Origin of the sequence: Bradyrhizobium oligotrophicum S58 (assembly GCF_000344805.1) — a bacterium.
Lineage (GTDB): Bacteria > Pseudomonadota > Alphaproteobacteria > Rhizobiales > Xanthobacteraceae > Bradyrhizobium > Bradyrhizobium oligotrophicum.
The window spans coordinates 347,806-368,558 of the sequence record NC_020453.1; the positions used below are offsets into that span (position 1 = coordinate 347,806).

General features: G+C 66.3%; 15 protein-coding genes and 1 riboswitch. Of the genes, 5 read left to right on the forward strand and 10 right to left on the reverse strand.

Features of this window, described 5'->3' with window-relative positions; all coding sequences use genetic code 11:
* Positions 1 to 86: 86 nt before the first annotated feature.
* Entirely contained in the window at positions 87 to 668 is a 582-nt protein-coding gene (locus tag S58_RS01665) for a c-type cytochrome (RefSeq protein WP_015663487.1), read from the forward strand.
* A 279-nt stretch (positions 669 to 947) separates the two neighbouring features.
* Here S58_RS01665 and panE read toward each other — a convergent pair whose 3' ends face one another.
* The 5 genes from panE to S58_RS01690 all read right to left on the reverse strand — a co-directional run bounded on the left by panE (position 948) and on the right by S58_RS01690 (position 5,511).
* A complete protein-coding gene (panE, locus tag S58_RS01670; RefSeq protein ID WP_015663488.1) occupies positions 948 to 1,871 on the reverse strand; it encodes a 2-dehydropantoate 2-reductase in 924 nt (307 codons plus the stop codon).
* A gap of 107 nt (positions 1,872 to 1,978) precedes the next feature.
* A complete protein-coding gene (locus S58_RS01675) occupies positions 1,979 to 2,716 on the reverse strand; it encodes an SDR family oxidoreductase (RefSeq protein ID WP_015663489.1) in 738 nt (245 codons plus the stop codon).
* Between the two features lie 55 nt (positions 2,717 to 2,771).
* Positions 2,772 to 3,380, reverse strand: a complete 609-nt coding sequence (locus S58_RS01680) for a 2-hydroxychromene-2-carboxylate isomerase (RefSeq protein WP_015663490.1) — start codon at positions 3,378 to 3,380, stop codon at positions 2,772 to 2,774.
* Between the two features lie 100 nt (positions 3,381 to 3,480).
* The gene (locus S58_RS01685) at positions 3,481 to 4,833 is read right to left on the reverse strand and encodes an MATE family efflux transporter (protein WP_015663491.1); all 1,353 of its coding nucleotides are present in this window, start codon (positions 4,831 to 4,833) and stop codon (positions 3,481 to 3,483) included.
* Positions 4,834 to 4,938: 105 nt separating this feature from the next.
* Positions 4,939 to 5,511 (reverse strand): DUF2239 family protein, encoded by a 573-nt coding sequence (locus S58_RS01690; RefSeq protein WP_144058221.1) that lies wholly within the window; start codon positions 5,509 to 5,511, stop codon positions 4,939 to 4,941.
* Positions 5,512 to 5,751: 240 nt separating this feature from the next.
* On the opposite strand from S58_RS01690, the gene S58_RS01695 reads away from it, so the two are divergent.
* Positions 5,752 to 6,417: a glutathione S-transferase family protein gene (locus S58_RS01695; protein ID WP_015663493.1), complete on the forward strand. Its 666-nt coding sequence runs from the start codon at positions 5,752 to 5,754 to the stop codon at positions 6,415 to 6,417.
* A gap of 3 nt (positions 6,418 to 6,420) precedes the next feature.
* On the opposite strand, the gene S58_RS01700 is transcribed toward S58_RS01695, so the two are convergent.
* Together S58_RS01700 and ggt are read right to left on the reverse strand one after the other, a co-directional pair.
* Complete coding sequence (locus S58_RS01700) at positions 6,421 to 7,827, reverse strand: serine hydrolase domain-containing protein (protein WP_015663494.1); 1,407 nt, start codon at positions 7,825 to 7,827, stop codon at positions 6,421 to 6,423.
* A gap of 167 nt (positions 7,828 to 7,994) precedes the next feature.
* Entirely contained in the window at positions 7,995 to 9,698 is a 1,704-nt protein-coding gene (gene ggt / locus S58_RS01705) for a gamma-glutamyltransferase (RefSeq protein WP_042340489.1), read from the reverse strand.
* 164 nt (positions 9,699 to 9,862) lie between these two features.
* Here ggt and S58_RS01710 point away from each other — a divergent pair, with 164 nt between their 5' ends.
* The 3 genes from S58_RS01710 (at position 9,863) to S58_RS01720 (ending at position 15,284) form a co-directional block, all read left to right on the forward strand.
* A complete protein-coding gene (locus S58_RS01710; protein WP_015663496.1) occupies positions 9,863 to 11,254 on the forward strand; it encodes an MFS transporter in 1,392 nt (463 codons plus the stop codon).
* A 336-nt stretch (positions 11,255 to 11,590) separates the two neighbouring features.
* Positions 11,591 to 14,323, forward strand: a complete 2,733-nt coding sequence (locus S58_RS35720) for a bifunctional diguanylate cyclase/phosphodiesterase (RefSeq protein ID WP_083938458.1) — start codon at positions 11,591 to 11,593, stop codon at positions 14,321 to 14,323.
* 34 nt (positions 14,324 to 14,357) lie between these two features.
* Complete coding sequence (locus S58_RS01720; protein ID WP_015663498.1) at positions 14,358 to 15,284, forward strand: amino acid ABC transporter substrate-binding protein; 927 nt, start codon at positions 14,358 to 14,360, stop codon at positions 15,282 to 15,284.
* A 70-nt stretch (positions 15,285 to 15,354) separates the two neighbouring features.
* Here S58_RS01720 and purH read toward each other — a convergent pair whose 3' ends face one another.
* The 3 genes from purH to S58_RS01735 all read right to left on the reverse strand — a co-directional run bounded on the left by purH (position 15,355) and on the right by S58_RS01735 (position 20,709).
* A complete protein-coding gene (gene purH / locus S58_RS01725) occupies positions 15,355 to 16,947 on the reverse strand; it encodes a bifunctional phosphoribosylaminoimidazolecarboxamide formyltransferase/IMP cyclohydrolase (RefSeq protein WP_015663499.1) in 1,593 nt (530 codons plus the stop codon).
* A 26-nt stretch (positions 16,948 to 16,973) separates the two neighbouring features.
* Positions 16,974 to 17,054: riboswitch (ZMP/ZTP riboswitch) on the reverse strand.
* 341 nt (positions 17,055 to 17,395) lie between these two features.
* On the reverse strand, positions 17,396 to 19,111 hold the full coding sequence (locus tag S58_RS01730; protein ID WP_015663500.1) for a heparinase II/III family protein: 1,716 nt from the start codon (positions 19,109 to 19,111) through the stop codon (positions 17,396 to 17,398).
* 245 nt (positions 19,112 to 19,356) lie between these two features.
* A complete protein-coding gene (locus S58_RS01735; protein WP_015663501.1) occupies positions 19,357 to 20,709 on the reverse strand; it encodes an RsmB/NOP family class I SAM-dependent RNA methyltransferase in 1,353 nt (450 codons plus the stop codon).
* Positions 20,710 to 20,753 lie beyond the last annotated feature (44 nt).

Below are 20,753 nucleotides of genomic sequence, written 5' to 3' on the forward strand. Positions count from 1 at the left end.
GCCCCAACTATTTTCGAGGCTGCGCGTTGACCTGAGCGTGGCGATCCCGGCCGCGCGGGCGAAGCCGGACATTCGGAGGATTTGACATGCGTCATGGAGCTGCTGCGGCATCCGCGCTGGCGCTGGCCTTGATGAGCATCTCTGCGCAGGCGGCTGATGTCGAAGCCGGCAAGGCCAAGGCCGAGCTCTGCGTCGGCTGCCATGGCGAGAACGGCATCTCGCAGACCGAGAACATTCCTTCGCTGGCCGGCCAGCAGGACCAGTTCATCCAGTGGCAGCTGGTGTTCTTCCGGGCCGGCACCCGCAAGAACGAGGCGATGAAGCCGATCATCGATCAGCTGAACAACGAGGACATCCGCAACCTCGGCGCCTATTTCGCTTCGCTGCAGCCGGCGAAGTCACCGCCCGACGATAATCCGGATCTGTCGAAGAAGGGCGCCGAAGCCGCTGCCGGCCGCCGCTGCGCCTCCTGCCATCTCGACAGCTATGCCGGCACCAAGGGCGTGGCGCGGGTCGCCGGCCAGCGCGAGGAATATCTCGTCAAGGCGCTGCACGACTACAAGAGCGGCCAGCGCGTCGGCGGCAGCCAGGCGGCGATGACGGACGTGGCCTATCCGCTGAGCGACGAGGAGATCACCGCGCTCGCGCACTATCTGGCGCATTTGTAGTGAATCTGGTCCATTCGTCGTTGTTGGTGATGGGATAGGTCCTCGCGCTGCACCCACAGCTGTCGTCCGGACAAACCCGCTGACGCGGAGCGTCGGCGGGCGCCGATCCGGGACCCATACCGCGGACGCTATCGAGGGATTTGGCTGCGAGTTGTCCGTCTCACGACGGCCGCGGCGTATGGGTCCCTGCGTTCGCATGCGTTCGCAGGGACGACATGTGTGCTTGCGGCTCGACGAAGCCTCGTCAACCGATAACCGTTGGTCTTGTAACGACGGAGCTCACTTTCCCCGCTGCGCCTCGTAAACCTTCAGCTGGGTATAGGCGATGCGCAGCCGCGGCACCGGCACCTTGGCGGCATCGGCGCGTGCGACGAGATCGCCGATGACGTGGTCGGCCTCGACCGGCAGGCCGGCGCGGAGATCGCGGAACATCGACGCTGTCATCGGCGAGCCCTCTGCCGTGATCATGCCGGAGACGCGCTGGAAGAACGCGCCGGCCGGGGCGTAGCCGGCGGCTGCCGCCGTGGCGCTGCATTCGTCGAGCATGCCGAGCAGGAAATCCTTGCCGCCGGGCGCGCTCAGGATCACGCCGACCGGCGCGCGCATCAACGTCGTGGATGCGGCGAGCGAGGCCAGGAAGACCCACTTCTCCCACATGTCCTGCATGACGTGGTCGCTGGCGGACGCGTTGAAATTGCCGCGCTGGAAAATCTCGAAGATCGCGCTGATACGCTCGGACGATCCGCCGTCGCGCTCGCCGAAGCTCAGCGACTGCATCGGCTGCAGCTGCACCACCTCGCGCTGTTCGTTCAACGTCGCCGCGATCGCGCAGAGTCCGCCGAGCACCCGCTCCCGCCCGAACCTGGCGTCGAGTACGTCGAGATGCTTCATGCCGTTGAGCAGCGGAATGATTGCCGTGCTCGGGCCGACCGCCGGTGCGAACGAATTGATCGCATCGTCGAGATCAAAGGCCTTGCAGCTCAACAGCACCACGTCGAAGGGCTGCTTCAGGCTGTCGGCTTGAACCGTCGGCGGGCCGGCCAGCGTGACGTCGCCGCCGGGGCTGCGGATCACGAGGCCCGCACCGGCGAGCTCCGCGGCGCGCCGCGGCCGGACCAGGAAGGTGACATCAGCGCCCGACTGCAGCAGCCGGCCGCCGAAATAGCCGCCAATGGCGCCGGCGCCGACGACAAGAATACGCATGGGGGTCTCTCCGTTCGCGAGGCTGCATCATGCAGAAGCGAATAGCTGATGGCGAGTAGCGAATGGGAATGGCCACCATTCCCTATTCGCTACTCCCTATTCGCCACTCACCATTTCTCGCCGAAAGGCCGGATCTCCATCTCGAAGGTCCACGCGGTCCTCGGCTGCTGATAGAGCTGCCAATAGGCTGATGCGACCGAGGCCGGCGGCATCAGCAGGTCGGGATTGTCCAGCGCTTCCTTGCCCCAGATCTGGGCGCGGCGCTCGCGCACCCAGGCGGTGTCGACGCCGGAATCGATGATGAGATGGGCGACATGGATGTTCTGCGGCATCAGCTCGCGGGCCATCGACTGCGCCACCGCGCGCAGGCCGAACTTGGCCGACGCAAAGGCAGCATAACCGGACCCGCCGCGCAGCGACGCGGTCGCGCCGGTGAAGAAGATCTTGCCGCCGCCACGCGGCAGCATCAGCCGGGCGGCCTCGCGCCCCGCGACGAATCCGGCCCAGCACGCCATCTCCCAGACCTTGCGGAAGACGCGATCGGTGGTCTCCAAGATCGGGAAATTGACGTTGGCGCCGACGTTGAAGATCACGACCTCGAGCGGCGCATGCTTGTCGGCGTCGTTGAGGAAGGCCGTCGTCTCCGCCTCGTTCCGCGCATCGAGCGACCGTGCCACGATGCGGCCGCCGGCTGCTTCAACCTCCGCCACCAGCGGTGCAAGTTTGTCGCCGTTGCGACGGCCGGCGAACACGGTGAAGCCTTCGGAGGCGAATTTCTTGACGATCTCGGCGCCGATGTAGTCGCCGGCCCCGATCACGGCGACGGTGGCGTTGCGCTGTTGCATGGTAACTCCGTTCTTACCACGGCGTCACTGCGAGCTTCGCCCGCGATGACGAAGATCATTTTCCAAGCACCATCTCTTCGACGTCGCGCAGCTGTTCCTTGCCGAAGAACATCTCGTTGCCGACGAAGAACGTCGGAGAACCGAACGCGCCGCGCTCGACGGCGCGTTGCGTGTTCTCGACGAGCTTCGCCTTCACCTCAGGCTCCTGCGCCCGGGCGAACAGCTTGGCGCCGTCGAGACCAGACGATGTGATCGCCGCCACCGCAACCTCGGGATCATCCATCTTCTTCGGCTCGCGCCACATGTGATGGAATGCGGCGTCGACATACTTCTCGAACACGCCTTCGAGCTGGGCCGCGACCGCTGCGCGCATCAGGTTCAGCGTATTGACCGGGAAATGCGGGTTCCAGACCCAGGGCTGGACCTGATAGCGCTTCAGGAAGCGCTGGGTCTCGACCTCGTGGAACTCGCGCTTGTTCTTGATGCCGGCCAGCGACTCGGCCGGCGACTTGTTGTTGGTCGCCTTGAAGATGCCGCCGAGCAGCACCGGGACATAGTAAAACTGGACGCCGATGCGCTTTTCGATCGCCGGGATCGCCTCATGGCTTAGATAGGCGTTGGGGCTGCCGAAATCGAACATGAATTCGGGTGCAGGTCGGCTCACGGGCGGTCTCCTCACTTTTGCTCATTGTGGTCCAGCGCGGCAGCTGCGTCCAGAGCTTTATGATGACCGTCATATTGCAAAAAGTGTGCGGCAGGCTCTCCTAAATCATCCTCCGCACCGTGCGCTTGCGCCAGACCAGGAGATAATAGCTCATCTGCAGCAGCATCATCGCCGTGAAGGTGACGGGATAAGCAATCCAGACGCCGTCGAGGCCGATGCTGCGGCTGAGCCAGGTCGCGGTGGGCACCTCGATCGCGGCGATCGCAAACGCCGAGATCGCCAGCGGCATCCACACCGTGCCGGAGGCGCGCATCGCCGCCGAGAAGGTGGTGGACATGCCGAACATCACCGAGCTCCACAGCACGATGTGCAGCGAGCGCTGCGCCACCTCGATCACGGCGGGATCGGTGATGAAGAATCCCATCAGCGTGCGCGAGAACAGATAGCCGATCGCGACCAGGCTGCCGGTCAGCAGCACGTTCATCTCGATTCCCGTGCGAACGATGCGGCCGATCTGCTCGGCGTTGCCGCGGCCGATCGCCTGGGCGCCGAAGATGGAGACCGAGATCGCGATCGACAGCGCCGGAAACTGCACGTAGCCCAGCACCTGGTTGACGGCGCCATAGGCGGCGGTGGCGTCGGAGCCGAAGCCATTGACCAGACCGATTAGCACCATCTCGGCCAGCGACATCACGATCATGCCGATCGCTGCGGGAATGCCGAGCCGCAGCACGATGCGCAGCAGCTTCGGATCGGGCCGCATACCCCTAAGGAACGCCGCGTCGAAGGCCAGCGGATGCTTGCGCCGTCGCAAGTAGACATGGAGCAATGTCAGCGTCATCAAAGTCGAGATCGCCGAGGCCCAGGCGGCGCTCGCGACCCCGAGCTGGGGCGCCCCGAGCCAGCCGCGGATGAACACCGGCGTCAGCACCAGCCCGAGCGAGGTCGAGGCCGCGAGCGCGGCAAGCGGCGTCACGGTGTCGCCGACCGCGCGCATCTGCGACGACAGCAGGATATAGGCGAAGGTCAAGGGCATCGTAATCATCATGATGCGGGCGTAGCCCGCGGCCGCATCCAGGATGTTGGCGGGCGTCGCGAGCGCGGTCAGCAATTCGCGGCTGAACAGGCCTCCGAGCGCGATCACGCCGGCGAGCAGCAGGGTGACGGTCAACGTCGTGCCGGCGATCGCCTTCACCTTCGCCGGCTCCTTCGCGCCCCAGGCCTGCCCGATCAGCACGCTGGCGCCGGAGCCGAGACCCATGACGAAGGAGATGAAGAAGAACATCGCCGGGAAGAACACCGACACCGCGGCCAGCGCGTCGACGCCGATCATCTGGCCGAGATAGACGTTGTTGATGGTGCCGAACAATGATTGCAGGATGTTGCTCAGCATCATCGGCGCGAGAAACACCAGGAACGGCTTGCGGAGCGCAGCGGGAGTTGACACGAGCATGGTTCCGTCGGCCGCCCTTCGATCAAGGCGCGGTCGCGTTGCAGGAAACTGGACGAGGGCGGGCCGCGAACGGTTGCTCTCGTTGGCTATCCGAAGCGGCGGATATCAGTCCGCGCGGTGGCGATGGGCAAGCGCGACGGCATGATCGCGGATGTCGGCAGGCCAGTCCACGAGCAGACTTGCGAAGCGACGGAGATCGTCGGCGAACAATGCGCGCGATGCCTCCTCGAACTGCGGCAGGTTGCCGCCCATCGCCGACATGAAGTGATAGGCCGCCTCGCGCGCTTCGCGCGCGCGATCCTTGTCGCCGCTGGTGCGGCGGGCCTCGTCGACCAGCTTGCGCAGCGCGACCGAGGCGCCGCCCGGCTGCGCGCTGAGCCATTCCCAATGGCGCGGCAGCAAGGTCACCTCGCGCGCGACCACGCCGAGGCGGGGGCGGCCGCGACCGCGCGGCTCGCTCGGCTGCTGATCCGGCGCCGCCGGGACTTCGCTCACGAGCCGAGCCAGGATCTCCCGGTCGCTGCCGCGCAGGTCGAGGTCGACCGGCCGCCCGGTGCGATCGCTGAAGATCGCGACCGGCGCGTGAGCCGTCGCGCCGTGTTTCAGCGCCAGCGCGACCTTGGGCAGCGCTCCGGCCGCGATTCGGGCCTGGCCGGCAAAGGCGGTGTAGGTATCCATATCCCGCAATCCCCTCTCCATGAGATTGCTGTCGGAGGCCGACAGCAATCTCATGGTCTGTGGCAGGGCCGTTCTTGGCGTTTGACCCTCGTGATGGCCCTTAATAAGACCCGGATGAAATTAAAGTCAATATTACCCGGGTGATTATTTCGCGCCTGCTCACGCGTTCCCCGCCTCGCCGAACCGGTCCTGTCCTGCTACGGAACAGCGCCCGCCACTCGATCCGTCTTCGGGGACTTCATGCTCACCGTTCACCATCTCAACAATTCCCGCTCGCAACGCGTGCTCTGGCTGCTCGAGGAGCTCGGCGTTCCCTATGAGATCATCCGCTACGAACGCCAGCCCGACATGCGCGCGCCAAAGGAGCTGCGCGCCATCCATCCGCTCGGCAAGTCGCCCGTCATCACCGATGGCGGCAACACCGTCGCCGAGTCCGGCGCCATCGTCGAATACCTGATCGAGAACTACGGCAATGGCCGGCTGATCCCGCCGCCGAAGACACCGGAGCGGCTGCGCTATTCCTATTGGCTGCACTATGCCGAGGGCTCGGCGATGCCGCTGCTGCTGCTGAAGCTGCTGTTCAACATCATGCCGAAGCGGGCGCCGGCGCTGCTGCGGCCCCTGGTGCGCAAAGTGTCGAACCAGGCGCTGACCACGCTGGTGAACCCGCAGCTGAAGCAGCACATGGCGTTCTGGGAGAGCGAGCTGCAGAAGAGCGAGTGGTTCGCCGGCGAGGCGTTCACCGCCGCCGACATCCAGATGAGCTTTCCGCTGCAGGCGGCGGCATCGCGCGGCGGCCTGGAGCACGGCCATCCGCGCGCGATGGATTTCCTCGCCCGCATCGAGGCACGGCCGGCCTACAAGATCGCGCTGGAGAAGGGCGGGCCCTACGAGGTCGGTCGCTGAGCTCTATTTGGCGGCGGTCGCCGGTGCCTCGGTTGCCGCGATCACTTCGCGCACCAGCCGGGCGACACCTCTGATGTCGCCGTCCGGATCGACGGCGTCGCCGAGCCTGACCACCACCATGCGCTGGCTCGGCATGATCACGAGCCGCTGCCCGAGCAGGCCGAAGGCGAAGAACGCATCCGGCGGGATGCCCTGCTTCGCGCGCCCTTGCGCATGAACGTGCTGGCTGCGGTTGGTCCACAATCCCGCGCCATAGTCGGTGTCGAGCGTGGCGGTCGCCGACATCGCCACCCAGCCCTCGGGCAGGATGCGCCTGTCGCCGACGACACCATCGCCGAGATAGAGCAGCCCCAGCTTGGTCCAGTCGCGCGCGCTTGCCAGCATGGAGCCATAGCCCTGGATCGTGCCGGTGCCGTCATATTGCAGCGTCACGTGCTGCATGCCGAGCGGATTGAACAGCTCGCGCCAGGCGAGCTCGATGGTTTGCTCAGGCCCACCCGCGGCGTCGCGGATGATGCGGGCCAGGATCTGCGTGCTCGCGCTCGAATACGCCCAGCGCTGCCCGGGCGGCGCGATCAGCGGCGCATGCACGGCGTAGGCCGCCATGTCGCGATGGATCTCCATCTGGCTCGATGGATCGAACCCCGAATTGGTCTCGTCGAGCGCCAGGCCGCTGGTCATCCGCATCAGCTGCTCGATCGTGATGCCGTGACGCGGATCTCCGGCCTCGCGCCATTCCGCGACGGGCGCCGGGATCGACGGGCTGAGCTTGCCCTGCCGGGTCAGGATGCCGAGCAGGGCGTTGGTGACAGTCTTGGTCATCGAGAAGCCCATCAGCGGCGTCTCGACGGCGATGTTCGCCGCATAGCGTTCCGCGATCACGCGACCGTCCTTGACGACGACGACCGCCTTGGTGCGGCGGAACGGCGGGCCGACCGGCTCCTCGAAGGCGTGATCGAGCGCAGCCTTGAGCGCGGGATCGGTGGGCTCTACTGGCGCGCCTTCGGTGAAGTCGGGCAGGGCCGGAGCCGGCCCGGCGGCACGCAACGCAGCGACGTCGCTATGCGGCACATAGGGCGGCTTCTGGCCTTGCGATGACACGCAGCCGAGGCCGTCGTGGAACGAGGCACGGCTGGCATGCAGGCCGAGCAGCGACGCCTCCACCATTCCCATGTCGGGCTCGACCCGATAGCGCATCACGGCGCGCAGACGGCGCAGGCCGGGGCGCTCCATCGTCTCTGCAAACACCGTGTGCGGATCGAGGCCGGAGACGAAGGTCTTGGCGCAGATCATCTGCGCCACCGTGGTGGTTGCGGTGCGCAGCGCCCGGTCAGGCCGATAGGTGAGCCAGCCCGCCACCAGCAGGGCCGCAAACACCAGCAGACCAACTACGAATCTTCGCAAATGCACTAGAACGTCCGACGCCGTCTTGCGGGCGAGCGGCGCTGCGCCCTGGTATGCTTCTAACGCGCCTCGGCCACCGCGCCAACGGAGGGAAGGGGCTGAACGGGCAGGACAGGCGGCGGCAAATCGTCATCCGGGCGGACGACACGGGCCTCACCTGGGAACCGGCGCCGTCAGCGCCCGGCCGCGGTCGCGCCCTTGCTGCGCGGATCCGGTGCGCCGACGAATCCATCCGAGGTCACCAGGATCGAATTGGCGGATGTCCGCCCCATCGGCTCCTCGATCTTGTGACCTCGTGCGCGCAGGCCGGCCAGAACGTCATCGGCAAAGCCCTTCTCGACCCGCACCTCGTCCGGCATCCATTGATGGTGCAGGCGCGGCGCGCCCACGGCCTGGCGAACGTCCATCTGGTAGTCGATCACGTTGACGATCACCTGCAGCACGGTCGAGATGATGCGGCTGCCGCCGGGCGAGCCCGTCACCAGCACCGGCTTGCCGTCCTTCAGCACGATGGTCGGCGACATCGACGATAGCGGCCGCTTGCCCGGGCCGGGCAGATTGGCCTCGAAACCGACCAGGCCGAAGGCGTTGGAGGCGCCGGGCGCGGCGGTGAAATCGTCGAGCTCGTTGTTGAGCAGCACGCCAGTGCCGTCGGCGACCAGGCCGACGCCGTAAGGGAAGTTGAGCGTGTAGGTGTTGCTGACGGCGTTGCCGTCATTGTCGACCACCGAGAAATGCGTGGTGTTGCTGCCTTCGCGCAGCGGCTTGATGTTGAGGACATCGCCGGCGCTGGTGGCGTGCGCGGGATCGATGCCGGCGCGCTGGCGCGTGGCATAGTCCTTCGACAGCATCGCCCTGACGGGCGCATCGACGAAGGCGGGATCGCCGAGATAACGCGCGCGATCGGCATAGGCGCGCTTCATCGCCTCGATCAGGAGGTGCAGAGATGCCGGCGAGCCCTGCTTCAGCTCGGCGAGCGGAAAGCCTTCGAGGATGTTCAGCATCTCGATCAGCACGGTGCCGCCCGACGATGGCAGCGGCATCGAGACGATGTCGTGGCCGCGATAGGTGCCGCGCACCGGCGTGCGCAGCACCGGCTGGTAGGATTTCAGATCTGCCGACGTCATGATGCCGCCGGCATCCTGGATCGCCTTGGCAAGCTTGTCGGCGACCGGACCCTCGTAGAAACCGCGCGGGCCCTGCTCGGCGATCGCCGTGAGCGTTGCTGCGAGGTCGCGCTGGACCAGCCGGTCTCCCTCTTTGAGCACGGTGCCGTCGGGACGGATGAAGATCGCGGCCGACGATTTCCATTTCGCCAACCGCGGCGCCATCATCGGCAGCGTGACGGCGACGTCGTCGGCAACGGGGATGCCGTCGCGCGCCAGGACGATCGCCGGATGCAGCAGTTGCGCCAGCGTGAACTTGCCCGATCCGTATTTCTCCAAAGCGAGCGCGAGGCCGGCCACCGATCCGGGCACGCCGATCGACAGCGCGGAATCGCGCGACTTGGCATTGTCCGGCTTGCCGTCGGTGAGGAAGATGTCGCGCGTGATGGCGGCCGGGCCGGTCTCGCGGTAGTCGATCGCGATGTCCTCGTTGCTGGCGGCGAGATGAACGACCATGAATCCGCCGCCGCCGATATTGCCGGCGACCGGGTACGTGACCGCCATCGCAAAGCCGGTTGCGACCGCGGCATCGACCGCGTTGCCGCCGAGTTCCAGAACGCGCTGGCCAACCTGCGCGGCAATCCTTTCCTGCGCCACCACCATGCCATGGGCCGGGGGTTGCGCTGGCGCGGCGAGACCGGGCGGCTGGAGCAGGTCGATGCCGCTGGCGTCGAGTGCCCGCGCCGGCAGGCTGGCGGCCTGCAACAGCATGAAGCCCGCAACCAGCCCGAAAACTGCGAGGAGCCGTCGTCGATCAATCGTGAACGTGACCATCGAGATTCTGCCGTTGCTGACATCCGCATGCGATCGTCAGATGTTATAGGGCCGCCCCGCCCACGTAAAACGCGACAGCGTGATCGCAGAGGATTTCCGGAATGGCCGTCACCACGATCGAGACCTCCGGCGCGGCCGACGGCCGACTGTATCCCGGTCGCACGGCCGTCGTCAGCTGGATCTTCTTCGATTGGGCGACGCAGCCCTATTTCACGCTGATCACGACCTTCGTGTTCGCGCCCTATTTCGCCGCGCATGTCGCGCCCAACGCCGCCAGCGGCCAGGCGCTGTGGGGCTTCGCCACGGCCGCGGCCGGCATCGTCATCGCGCTGCTGTCGCCCGTGTTCGGTGCCATCGCCGACGCCACCGGCCGGCGCAAGCCGTGGATCGCGGCGTTCGGCGCCATGCTGGTGATCGGCTCGTGCCTGATGTGGATCGGGCGTCCCGGGGCCCCCGATCTGATTCCGCCGCTGCTGGCGGCCTACGTGATCGCGACCATCGGCGTCGAGTTCGCGACCGTGTTCAACAATGCGATGATGCCAACCCTGGTGCCGCCCGAGCGCATCGGCCGCCTGTCCGGCACCGGCTGGGCCACCGGTTATGTCGGAGGCATCGTCTCGCTCATCATCGTGCTCGGCTTTCTCGCCGCCAATCCCGACACGGGCCGCACGCTGTTCGGGGTCATGCCGCTGTTCGGGCTCGATCCCGTGACACATGAAGGCGACCGCATCTCCGGTCCGCTCACCGGGCTCTGGTTCATCGCGTTCGTGCTGCCGATGTTTCTGTTCACGCCGGACTATCCGGCGCGGCATCGGTTGGGTGCCGCGGTGCGTGAAGGCATCGGCCAATTGAGAGAGACGCTGCGCAGCCTGCCGCAGCAGCGCGACGTCGCGCTCTTTCTCATTGCCAACATGATCTACACCGATGGGCTGGTGTCGCTGTTCGCGTTCGGCGGCATCTATGCCGCCGGCACGTTCGGCTGGAACACGATCCAGATCGGCACCTTCGGCATCATCCTCGCCGCCGCCGGCACGCTGGGGGGCTGGCTCGGCGGCAAGCTCGATGATCTCCTGGGACCGAAGCGCGTCATCGCTGGCAGTATGACCCTGCTGCTGCTCGCGATCGTCGGGATACTCATGGTCAACACTGACTCGATCCTGTTCATTCCGGTGGCGCCGGCGATGCCCGGCGGCCCGCTGTTCGCCTCGCTGCCGGAGCGCGCCTATCTCGTGCTCGGCTGCATCATCGGCGCCTGCGGCGCGCCGCTGCAGGCCGCGTCGCGCTCGCTGCTGATCAGGATGGTGCCGAGGGATCGCGTCGCGCAGTATTTCGGGCTTTTCGCGCTCACGGGCAAGGTGACGTCGTTCATCGGCCCGCTGCTGATCGGCATCATCACCGCCGCGACAGCGAGCCAGAAGGCCGGCATGGCCGTGCTGGTGCTGTTCTTCGCAACGGGGCTGCTGCTGTTGTCCCAGGTCAGGGTTCGCGCGTGACGCCCGCTCCGCGGTGAGGCCGACGATGCTCGCAATACGCGGATACCATATGAAGTCGCCGATTTCCCCCGCGAACGATGAATGCGGCGCTTAGGGTAGATGGTCGCGGTCGGCTCAGAGGTCTGGCGTCCATTCGGGGATGGCTTCTCATGGGTCGTTAGTCATTAGTCCAGAAGAAGCGCTGGCAACATAGTACTGATAGCGGCGACCGCGAACGCGCCGACAACATGCATTCTTAACCGTGTCGATGTCCTTCAGACCGGGGGCTTGTCGCGTTAACACCATTCGCGGCCTCCGTACCTACGATTTTCCCGGTGACGACCATCGAGGGAATTCATGTCGTGGGCCATTCGCTTGCGTAGCGGCTTGTCAGCGGGCGCTGTGCGGGAGAGCGGCGGGCAGCCGACCCGCCGGACGGCCACGACCCGGCCGATCGTGGTCCTCGTGCTGTGCGGCGCATTTCTCATCGCGCTCGTGATCGGCGTGATCGCCCTCATCCTGTCCAATCTGCGTCAGCATGCGATCGAACAGAGCAAGCAGCAGCTTCTGGCAACCGCGACCGTGCTCGTCCGGCAGACGGCGCGCGACTTCCAGTCGATCGATCTCATCGAGGCCAATCTGATCGAATACATGGAGACGCTCGCGATCGTCTCCGATGAGCTCTATGGCCGCGCCATGGTGGGCCGTGGCATCCACCTGTTGCTGAAGGACAGGATCAGCGGCTTCCCGCATATCAAGGCGGTGATGCTGGTCGGCGCGGATGGCCGGCTGATCAACTCATCGGAGGCCTGGCCGATCCCGCAAATCGATTTTGCCGGGCGGGATTTCTTCGAGGCGCTGAAGACAAGCCCGAGATTGAGCTCGATCATCGGCGCGCCGACGCTGGATCCCCAGAACGGCGCTGGGATCATATCTTTCGCCCGCAAATTCCGGGGATCGAACGGAGAATTCCTCGGTCTCGTGGTTTGCACGGTCGCGTCGCAGTATTTCGAGGAGTCCTATGGCACGCTGGCGCGCGGGACCGATGAATCGACGGCGCTGTTTCGCGATGACGGCACCTTGCTCGTGCACTACCCACATGTCGATCCACAGATCGGAAATTCATTTGCTCACGTCGTTCCTCGCGCAAGGATGCTGCGGGCGGGCCGGGGCGCGAACGCGCCGCACGATGTCGAAAATTCCGGGCGACTGATCGCTGAAGCGCGGCTGCCGAACGTCCCGATCAGCCTGACGGCAAGTACGACGGTCGCCGCCGCGCTGGGCGACTGGTGGACGGAGGCGTCCTATCTGGTCGGCCTTACCATCGTCCTCGTCGTCGCGATCGGCGGCACGGGCGCCGTCGTCGTGCAGTTCTTCCGCAGGCAAAGCATCCAGCTCGACGCCACGCTGAACAACCTGTCGCAGGGCGTCTGCATGTACGACCAGCACCGGCGCCTGATCCTGTGCAATGACCGCTATGCCGAGATGTTCCACCTGCCGCACGAACTGACGATGCCGGGGATCACGCTCGACCAGATCTTCGACCATCAGGTCTCGCACGGCCTGCATCCGGAAAGCGGTCCGCACCGGTACATCCGCGGGATGATGGACATCGTCGCCGCCAACGAACCGGCGAGCACGGTGACGGAGTTTTCCGACGGGCGCGCCATGGTGACCGTGTTCCGTCCGGCGCCAGGCGGTGGCTTCGTCACCACGGTCGAGGACATCTCAGAGCAGAAACGCGCCGAGAAGCGGATCGCGTATATCGCCCACCACGACTCGCTGACCGGTCTGCACAATCGCGCGGCGTTCTCCGACTATCTCGCGACGACCATCGAAGAGACCGTGCGCACCGGCGGCACGTTCGCGATCCTGTGCCTCGATCTCGACCGCTTCAAGGAGGTCAACGACCTCCACGGCCATCTGGTCGGCGATGCATTGCTGCGCGAGGTGGCGAGGCGGCTGCAGGCCGTTGCCGGCGGCGCCTTCCTGGCGCGCGTGGGCGGCGACGAATTCGTGGTCATCACCGTCGGCGAGGCGCAGGCCGCGGCCGTAGGCCAGCTGGCCGAGCAGCTCAGGACCGTGCTGCGCGGCGATATCGAGATCGCCGGACGGCAGCTGGGCATCGGACTGAGCATCGGCATTGCCTCCTGTCCCGCCGATGGGGCCACGCCGGAAACGCTGCTCGCCAACGCCGACGTCGCGCTGTACCGCGCCAAGGCCGAAGGACGCGACGCGATCAGATTTTTCGAGGCCGACATGGCCGCTCAGTTGCGCGATCAACGCGAACTGCAGCACGACCTGCAGTCCGCGGTCTCCAACGACGAGTTGCGGCTCGACTTCCAGCCGCTGGCGAAGATCGACGGCGAGATCGTGGGCTTCGAAGCGCTGGTTCGCTGGCACCATCCGAGTCGTGGCCTGGTGCCGCCGGGAGTCTTCATTCCGCTGACGGAAGAGAACGGCCTGATCATCCCGATCGGCGAATGGATCCTGCGCGCCGCATGCCGTGAGGCGGCATCGTGGTCGAACAGGCTGCAGATTTCCGTCAACCTGTCGCCGGTGCAATTCCGCAACGACGACATCGTGCGGCTCGTCCACGAGACCCTGATCGAGACCGGATTGGATGCAGCGCGCCTCGAACTCGAGATCACGGAAGGCGTCCTGATCGACGATTTCTCCCGCGCGATGTCGATCCTGCGACGGCTCAAGGCGCTCGGCGTGCGCATCGCGCTCGATGATTTCGGCACCGGCTATTCCTCGATGTCCTATCTGCAGGCATTCCCGTTCGACATGATCAAGATCGATCGCAGCTTCATCTCGAATCTCGAGCGCAGCGCGCAATCGAAGGCCCTGTTGCGCGGCGTCATCGGACTGGCGCGCGGGCTCGAGCTTCCGGTGACCGCCGAGGGCGTCGAGACGCGAGCTCAGCTCGATGTGCTCACGCGCGCCGGCTGCGACCTCGTACAGGGCTACCTGATCGGACGCCCCGGCTCGATCGACGGCTATGCCGGCATCGTGGGCCGGCCGACCGGTCCGGAACGGCGTAGTTCGTCGGCGAGCCAAACAAATAGTATGCGCGGCGCGCGATGATCGCCGCGACCGCAAGCTCCAGGGAGGAGATCGAATGACGCGCCTCAGATTGGTCCTGACCGCAGCCGCGCTGTGCTTCGCCGGCCATGCCGCGATCGCGGAGGAACTGACGGGAACGCTGGAGAAGATCAGGAGCACCGGGATCCTCACGATCGGACATCGTGAATCGTCGATCCCGTTCTCCTACTACGACAAGAACGACAAGGTCGTGGGCTATGCCATGGACCTCTGCGCCATCGTCGCGGATGCCGTGAAGGCTCGCCTTGGCCTGGCAAAGCTTGAGATCAAGCTGGTCCCGATCACGCCGTCGCTTCGCATTCCCTCGATCCTGAGCGGCAAGATCGACATCGGCTGCGAGACCATGACCAACAACCTCGAACGGCAAAAGGTCGTGGCGTTCTCCTCGACCTTCTTCGTGGCGGCCAACCGCTTTGTTTCGAAGGCGGCGGCTCGTGTGCGGACGCTGGACGATCTCAAGGGCCGGACGGTGGTGTCGACCATCGGGTCGACCAATCTCAAGCAGATCAGCGAGCTGAATGCGGAACGCAACCTTGGCCTCACCATCATCGCCGCCAAGGACAATTTCGAGGCCTTCCGCATGGTGGAAACCGATCGCGCCGTCGCGCATGTCATGGACGATATCCTGCTGTACGGGACCGTCGCCAACTCGTCGGCTCCGGCCGACTACGTCGTGTCGGACGAAGCGCTGTCGGTCGAGCCCTACGCGATTCTGCTGCCGCCTGACGATCCCGCCTTCAAGAGGGTGGTCGACGATGCGCTGACGGCGACGTACCGCAGCGGCGAAATCACCAGGATCTATGCCAGATGGTTTCTCGGCCCGATCCCGCCGAACGGCGTCAACCTCAACATCCCGATGAGCACGGCGCTGAAGCGCGCGATCGAGCATCCGACCGACAGCGGTGATCCGGAAACGTATCGAGTCCAGAACGCGACGCGATGATCGGGTCGGTCTTCAAGCCGGCCGATCGAGCACCATGTGGCTTCGATCGGCCGATTTGAATTTGGCTTGCCTAGTGCTTGAAATGCCGGACGCCCGACATCACCATGGCGATGCCATGCTCGTCGGCGGCCTTGATGACCTCGTCATCGCGCATCGAGCCGCCCGGCTGGATCACTGCGGTGGCACCGGCCTCGATGCAGGCCAGCATGCCGTCGGCGAACGGGAAGAACGCATCGGAGGCGACCACCGATCCCTTGGTCAGCGGCTCGGCGAGCTTGAGCTCGCCTGCGGCATCGAGCGCCTTGCGCGCGGCGATGCGCGCCGAATCGACCCGGCTCATCTGGCCGGCGCCGATGCCGACGGTTGCAGAATCCTTGGCGTAGACGATGGTGTTCGACTTCACGTGCTTGGCGACGCGGAAGGCGAAGCGCAGGTCGCGCAGCTCGGCCTCGGTGGGCGCACGCCTGGTGACGACCTTCAAGGTCATGTCGTCGACCACGGCATTGTCGCGGCTCTGCACCAGCAGCCCGCCCGCCACCGTCTTGGCGGTGAGGCCGGCTTCGCGCGGATCCGGCAGGTCGCCCGCCAGCAGCAGCCGCAGCTGCTTGCGGCCAGCGATGATCGCGATCGCTTCTTCGGTCGCGTCGGGGGCGATGATGACCTCGGTGAAGATGCCGGTGATCGCGCGCGCGGTGGCGGCGTCGAGCTTGCGGTTCATGGCGATGATGCCGCCGAACGCGGAGGTCGAATCGCAGGCCAGCGCCTTCTGGTAGGCGGTGGCGAGGTCGGGCCCTTCGGCGACGCCGCAGGGGTTGGCGTGCTTGACGATGACGCAGGCCGCGGTGCGCGCCGGGTCGAACTCGGCGATGCACTCATAGGCCGCGTCGGTGTCGTTGATGTTGTTGTAGGACAGCTCCTTGCCTTGCAGCTGCCGCGCGGTGGCGACGCCGGGGCGGCGGCCGGGCAGCGCGTAGAATGCCGCATTCTGATGCGGATTCTCGCCGTAGCGTAGCGACTGGATCAGCTTGCCACCGAAGGCGCGGTAGTCCGGCGAATCGTTCTGAATCGTCGCGGCGAACCAGTTGGAGATCGCGGCGTCATAGGCGGCGGTGCGGGCATAGGCCTTGGCGGCGAGCCGGCGGCGCAGCAGCAGGGTGGTCGAGCCCTCATGCCGTGCGAGGTCCTCGAGCACGGCGTCGTAGTCGTTGACGTCGACGACGACCGCGACGTCCTCGTGGTTCTTCGAGGCCGCGCGGATCATCGCCGGCCCGCCGATGTCGATGTTCTCGATACAGTCGTTGAACGACGCACCGCGCTCGACGGTGGCCTCGAACGGATAGAGATTGACGACGAGGAGATCGATCGGGGCGATGTTGTGCGTCTTCATCGCCTCGGTGTGCTCGTCATTGTCGCGGATCGCGAGCAGGCCGCCATGCACCTTGGGGTGCAGTGTCTTGACGCGACCGTCCATCATCTCGGGAAAGCCGGTGAGGTCGGAGACATCCTTCACCTTCAGGCCGGCCTCGGCGATGGCCTTGGCGGTGCCGCCGGTGGAAATCAATTCGACACCGCGCGCCGCGAGCGCCCGCGCGAAGTCGGGCAGGCGGGTCTTGTCGGACACGGAAAGCAGAGCACGGCGAACGGGACGAAGCTGATTGGTCATGGCGGGCAGAATCCTTGTGAAGGAGGTTCAGTTGCCCAGGCGCACGGCGGTCGATCCCGCGCTCCCCGATGGTGCTCCATCCAAAGTCGCCAGTCGCGCGAGAGCCGGCTCATATCAGCTTTTGCCGATGGCGACAACGGGAGAGCGGCGTGCTCGCGATCGATTGAGCTCTCGACTCTGGAGCTTAGGCCCCAACTCGCTCATCGCGCACGGCGCCCCTTACCTCTCCCCGCTTGCGGGGAGAGGTCGGATTGCATCGAGAGATGCAATCCGGGTGAGGGGGTACAGGTCTCACCGCTGACACTTCCCGTGCGTCTGCCCCTCACCCCGACCCTCTCAGCGCGAGCGAAGCTCGTCGCGGCCCCGTGAAGAACGGGGAGAGGGAGCGCTCCGCCGTTGGTGGGACAGCGGCGCTCACAGCTTGTAATGCGCTAACCTTTGGATCCGCCTACAACGGCAATTCCGGCTCTCGCCGCGCGTTGCGCCGCGCATTGGTCTCCGTCGGCGAGGTCGACGAGCGCACGAAGCTCCAGCGGATCGAGGGGGCCTGCTGCGCATCCTGCCGGATCACCAGCTGAGTGGTGCGGCGCGGGCCGTCATTGCCGGCCAGGAACACGCTGTCCTCGAGATCCACCCGGTCGTCGAACGTCTCGAACGTCCAGACCTCGCGATTGGGCAGCACCAGCATCGCGCCGCGGCCGTCGCTGAGCCGGCTGGCCTTGACCGCCGGATGCAGGTGAAAGCGCAGCGCGTAGTCGGAGCCGCCGCCGCGCAGCCGCGCGCCCTGCGCCGGGGTCACGGTGTCCTCGCCGTCGAGCCGCGAGCCGTCATTGGCCGCGACCAGGACGCGGCGGTGGATCAGGCCGAACTTCGCCGCATAGCCATTATGCGAGGTCGACAGCACCGTGCCGTCAGGCACGACCTCGCGGAAATTCTCGACCCGCGTCGGGCCCGACACGATCGGCGCGCCGTGCAGCAGGCGCTTCATCGCCGACATCTCGACGAAGGTGCAGGACGACGTGTTGTGATAGGTCAGCGTCGAATGCGCCACGGTTGATCGCGCGAAGGTGCGCCAGTTGTCACGGCCGGTCGATGGCAGGCCGCAATTGATCACGATGCGTGACGCGCCGGAGGACAGCTCGAACGCGAGGCAGCCGGCATGGGCCTCGTGGCTGAGATGCGGTGGCGGCGGCGGACCGGTGTCGACGATGACCGTCATCGGACCGGCGTCGAGGCGTTGGAAGCCGGAATGCGGCATGTTCGCCATCGGCGTGCCGTGCGTGTCGTCATAGGCGAGCAAGGTCGCCAGCAGGTCCGACGGGGTGCCGCCCATGCCGTTGAACAGCGCCATGTTGCCGTCGCCATGCCGGAAGAAGCGCAGCATCGGCATCATGCGGTCGATGGCGTTGAGCAGCGCCGGCGGTGGAGCAATGTTGCGGGCCGCAAACGTCTGGCGCAGCGGCAACAGGTCGATCAGGAGCTCGATCAGGGCGCCGGGATTGCGCGAAACGTGGCCGCCATCGGGCAGGATCTGCCGCTGCAACTCCTCGGAGAGTTTGCGGCTGGCGCTGCGGATGTGCTTGGCCTGGTTGGCGAGGCACAACGCCGCGTAGCATAGCGCGATCAGCACCTGCAGCCGCGGCGCCCCGTCGGGGATGTCGATGGTCGAATAACGGAGATAGCGGATCTCGCGGGTCAGTCCGCGCAGATAACGGCGGTAGAACTTGCCGTCGGAATCCGCCAGCACCAGCGGCGCCTGTGACAGCAGCGAGATCACGCGGCGCGCGAGCACGTCGGCGCGGCGGCTCAGCGGGTGGCGGCCGATCTGGTTGGTGATCCAGTCGTCCACCAGAGCGCGGGCATTGGCACGGGTCAGCGCGGTGTCGGCTGCGCGCAGATGTCGCAGCCAGCCGAAGCCGAGCAGCGCGACTTCCCAGTCCTCGGACGGCGGCTCGAGGTCGAAGATCGAACGGCCATGGCAAGTGACGATCTTGCCGGCGAAGACGAAGCGGCCGGCATAGATCTCGGCGGCGCGGGTGGCGTCCGATGTACGCAGATCGTGCGGCGCAATGATGAGTCGGTCGGCGCGTCCCGGCCATAATCCGGACACCGATACCGATACACCGCTGACATTGGACATCAGGCTGCGCGCAAAGCGGCCCATAACCAATGTCGATATGCGTCTGCGTTGAGCGGCGGACACGCCAAGCCTTAGGTCGAGAGGGGATTCGGTCGCGGACCCTTAGTAGATCGCAACTGCCGCCGATACACCATTTTTGGCCCCGGTGCAGCACCATCGCGGGACCAGAATCTGGTGCAAAAATCGGGATTTAACGGACTAACGCAACGCGGACGCCCTCAATCCGCTACCGGCGGCGCAGCCGGCGCATGGCGTGCACGATGACACGCTCACGGCCGCCGCTCCAGTCTCGCCGCATAAAAACCGTCGAGCCCGCCGAGCCGCGGATCCTGATGCGGCAGATGGCAGGGCAGCGTTCGCAGATCGCCCACGGGAGTGACGAGCTCGGTCAGGCCCGCCACCTCGCCGGGGGTGATCGGGATCCGGCGCAGCTCGGTGGTTGCGGCGAGGACATTCTCGACCACCTGCTCGCCCTCTTCGGGCTCCAGCGAGCAGGTACAATAGACCAGGGTGCCGCCCGGCTTCAGCAGGCCGGCCGCTCGGGACAGCAGCCGGGCCTGCAGGCCCGACAGGGACGCGATGTCGGCTTCGCTCCGCAGCCAGCCCACATCCGGGTGGCGGCGGATGGTGCCGGTCGAGGTGCAGGGCGCATCGACCAGAATGCCGTCAAAGCCGCCGGCGTCTGCCGGCTGCCACTCGGCGGCGTCGGCCACGACCGTTTCGGCCACGAGCTGCAGCCGGGTCATGTTGTCCTTCAGCCGGCTCATCCGGGCCTGCGAGCGGTCGACCGCGGTGACGCGGGCGCCGCCATGGGCGAGCTGGGCGGTCTTGCCGCCCGGCGCAGCGCAGAGGTCGGCGATGGTCTTGCCGGTGACGTCGCCGAGCAGGCGGGCGGGGAGGGCGGCCGCGGCGTCCTGGACCCACCATTGGCCCTCGGCAAAGCCCGGCAGCACCGTCACCGAGCCATGCAGCAGCGTGCGCACCGTGCCGGTCGGGAGAACCTCGCCATGCAGCCGTGTCGCCCATTGTGGCGGGTCCGACTTGACGGTGAGGTCGAGCGACGGTTCCTGGCCGAGCGCAGCAGCAATGTCTTTCGCCGTCGCCTCGCCGTAATGATCGATCCAGCGCTTCAGCAGCCAGGGCGCGATGTCGAGCGGCTGGCCCTGGGCATCGTCGAGCAGGGCCGTTCCCTCGCGCGCGCAGCGGCGCAGCACGGCGTTGACGAGCCCGGCATATTTGGCGGCGCGCCGGTCGGCCTGCACCAGCCGGACCGACAGGTCGACCGCGGCATGGTCGGGAACGTCCATCCACAGGATCTGGGCCGCGCCGATCAGGAGCGCGCTCTGCGCCCGCGGCGCGTCGGTTGGAACGCCGCGATCCAACAGGCGCGACAGCACGTGGCCGAGGGTGCCGAGACGCCGTAAGGTGGTCGCCACCAAGCGGCGCATCAGGGCGCGGTCGCGATCGGCGAGATGCTTCAGTCCGGGATGCGCACCGGTGCCGTCGAGCTGGTCGTCGAGCGTACGGTGCTTATGCAGGACGCCGTCGATGACGTCGGCGGCAATACGCCGTGCCGCAAGGCCGGGAACTTCGGATGGGGTCGCAAATCGCGGCGGAGGCATGCCTGGGAATTACTCGCGAGAAGAAAGGCAGTTCCGCGACGATC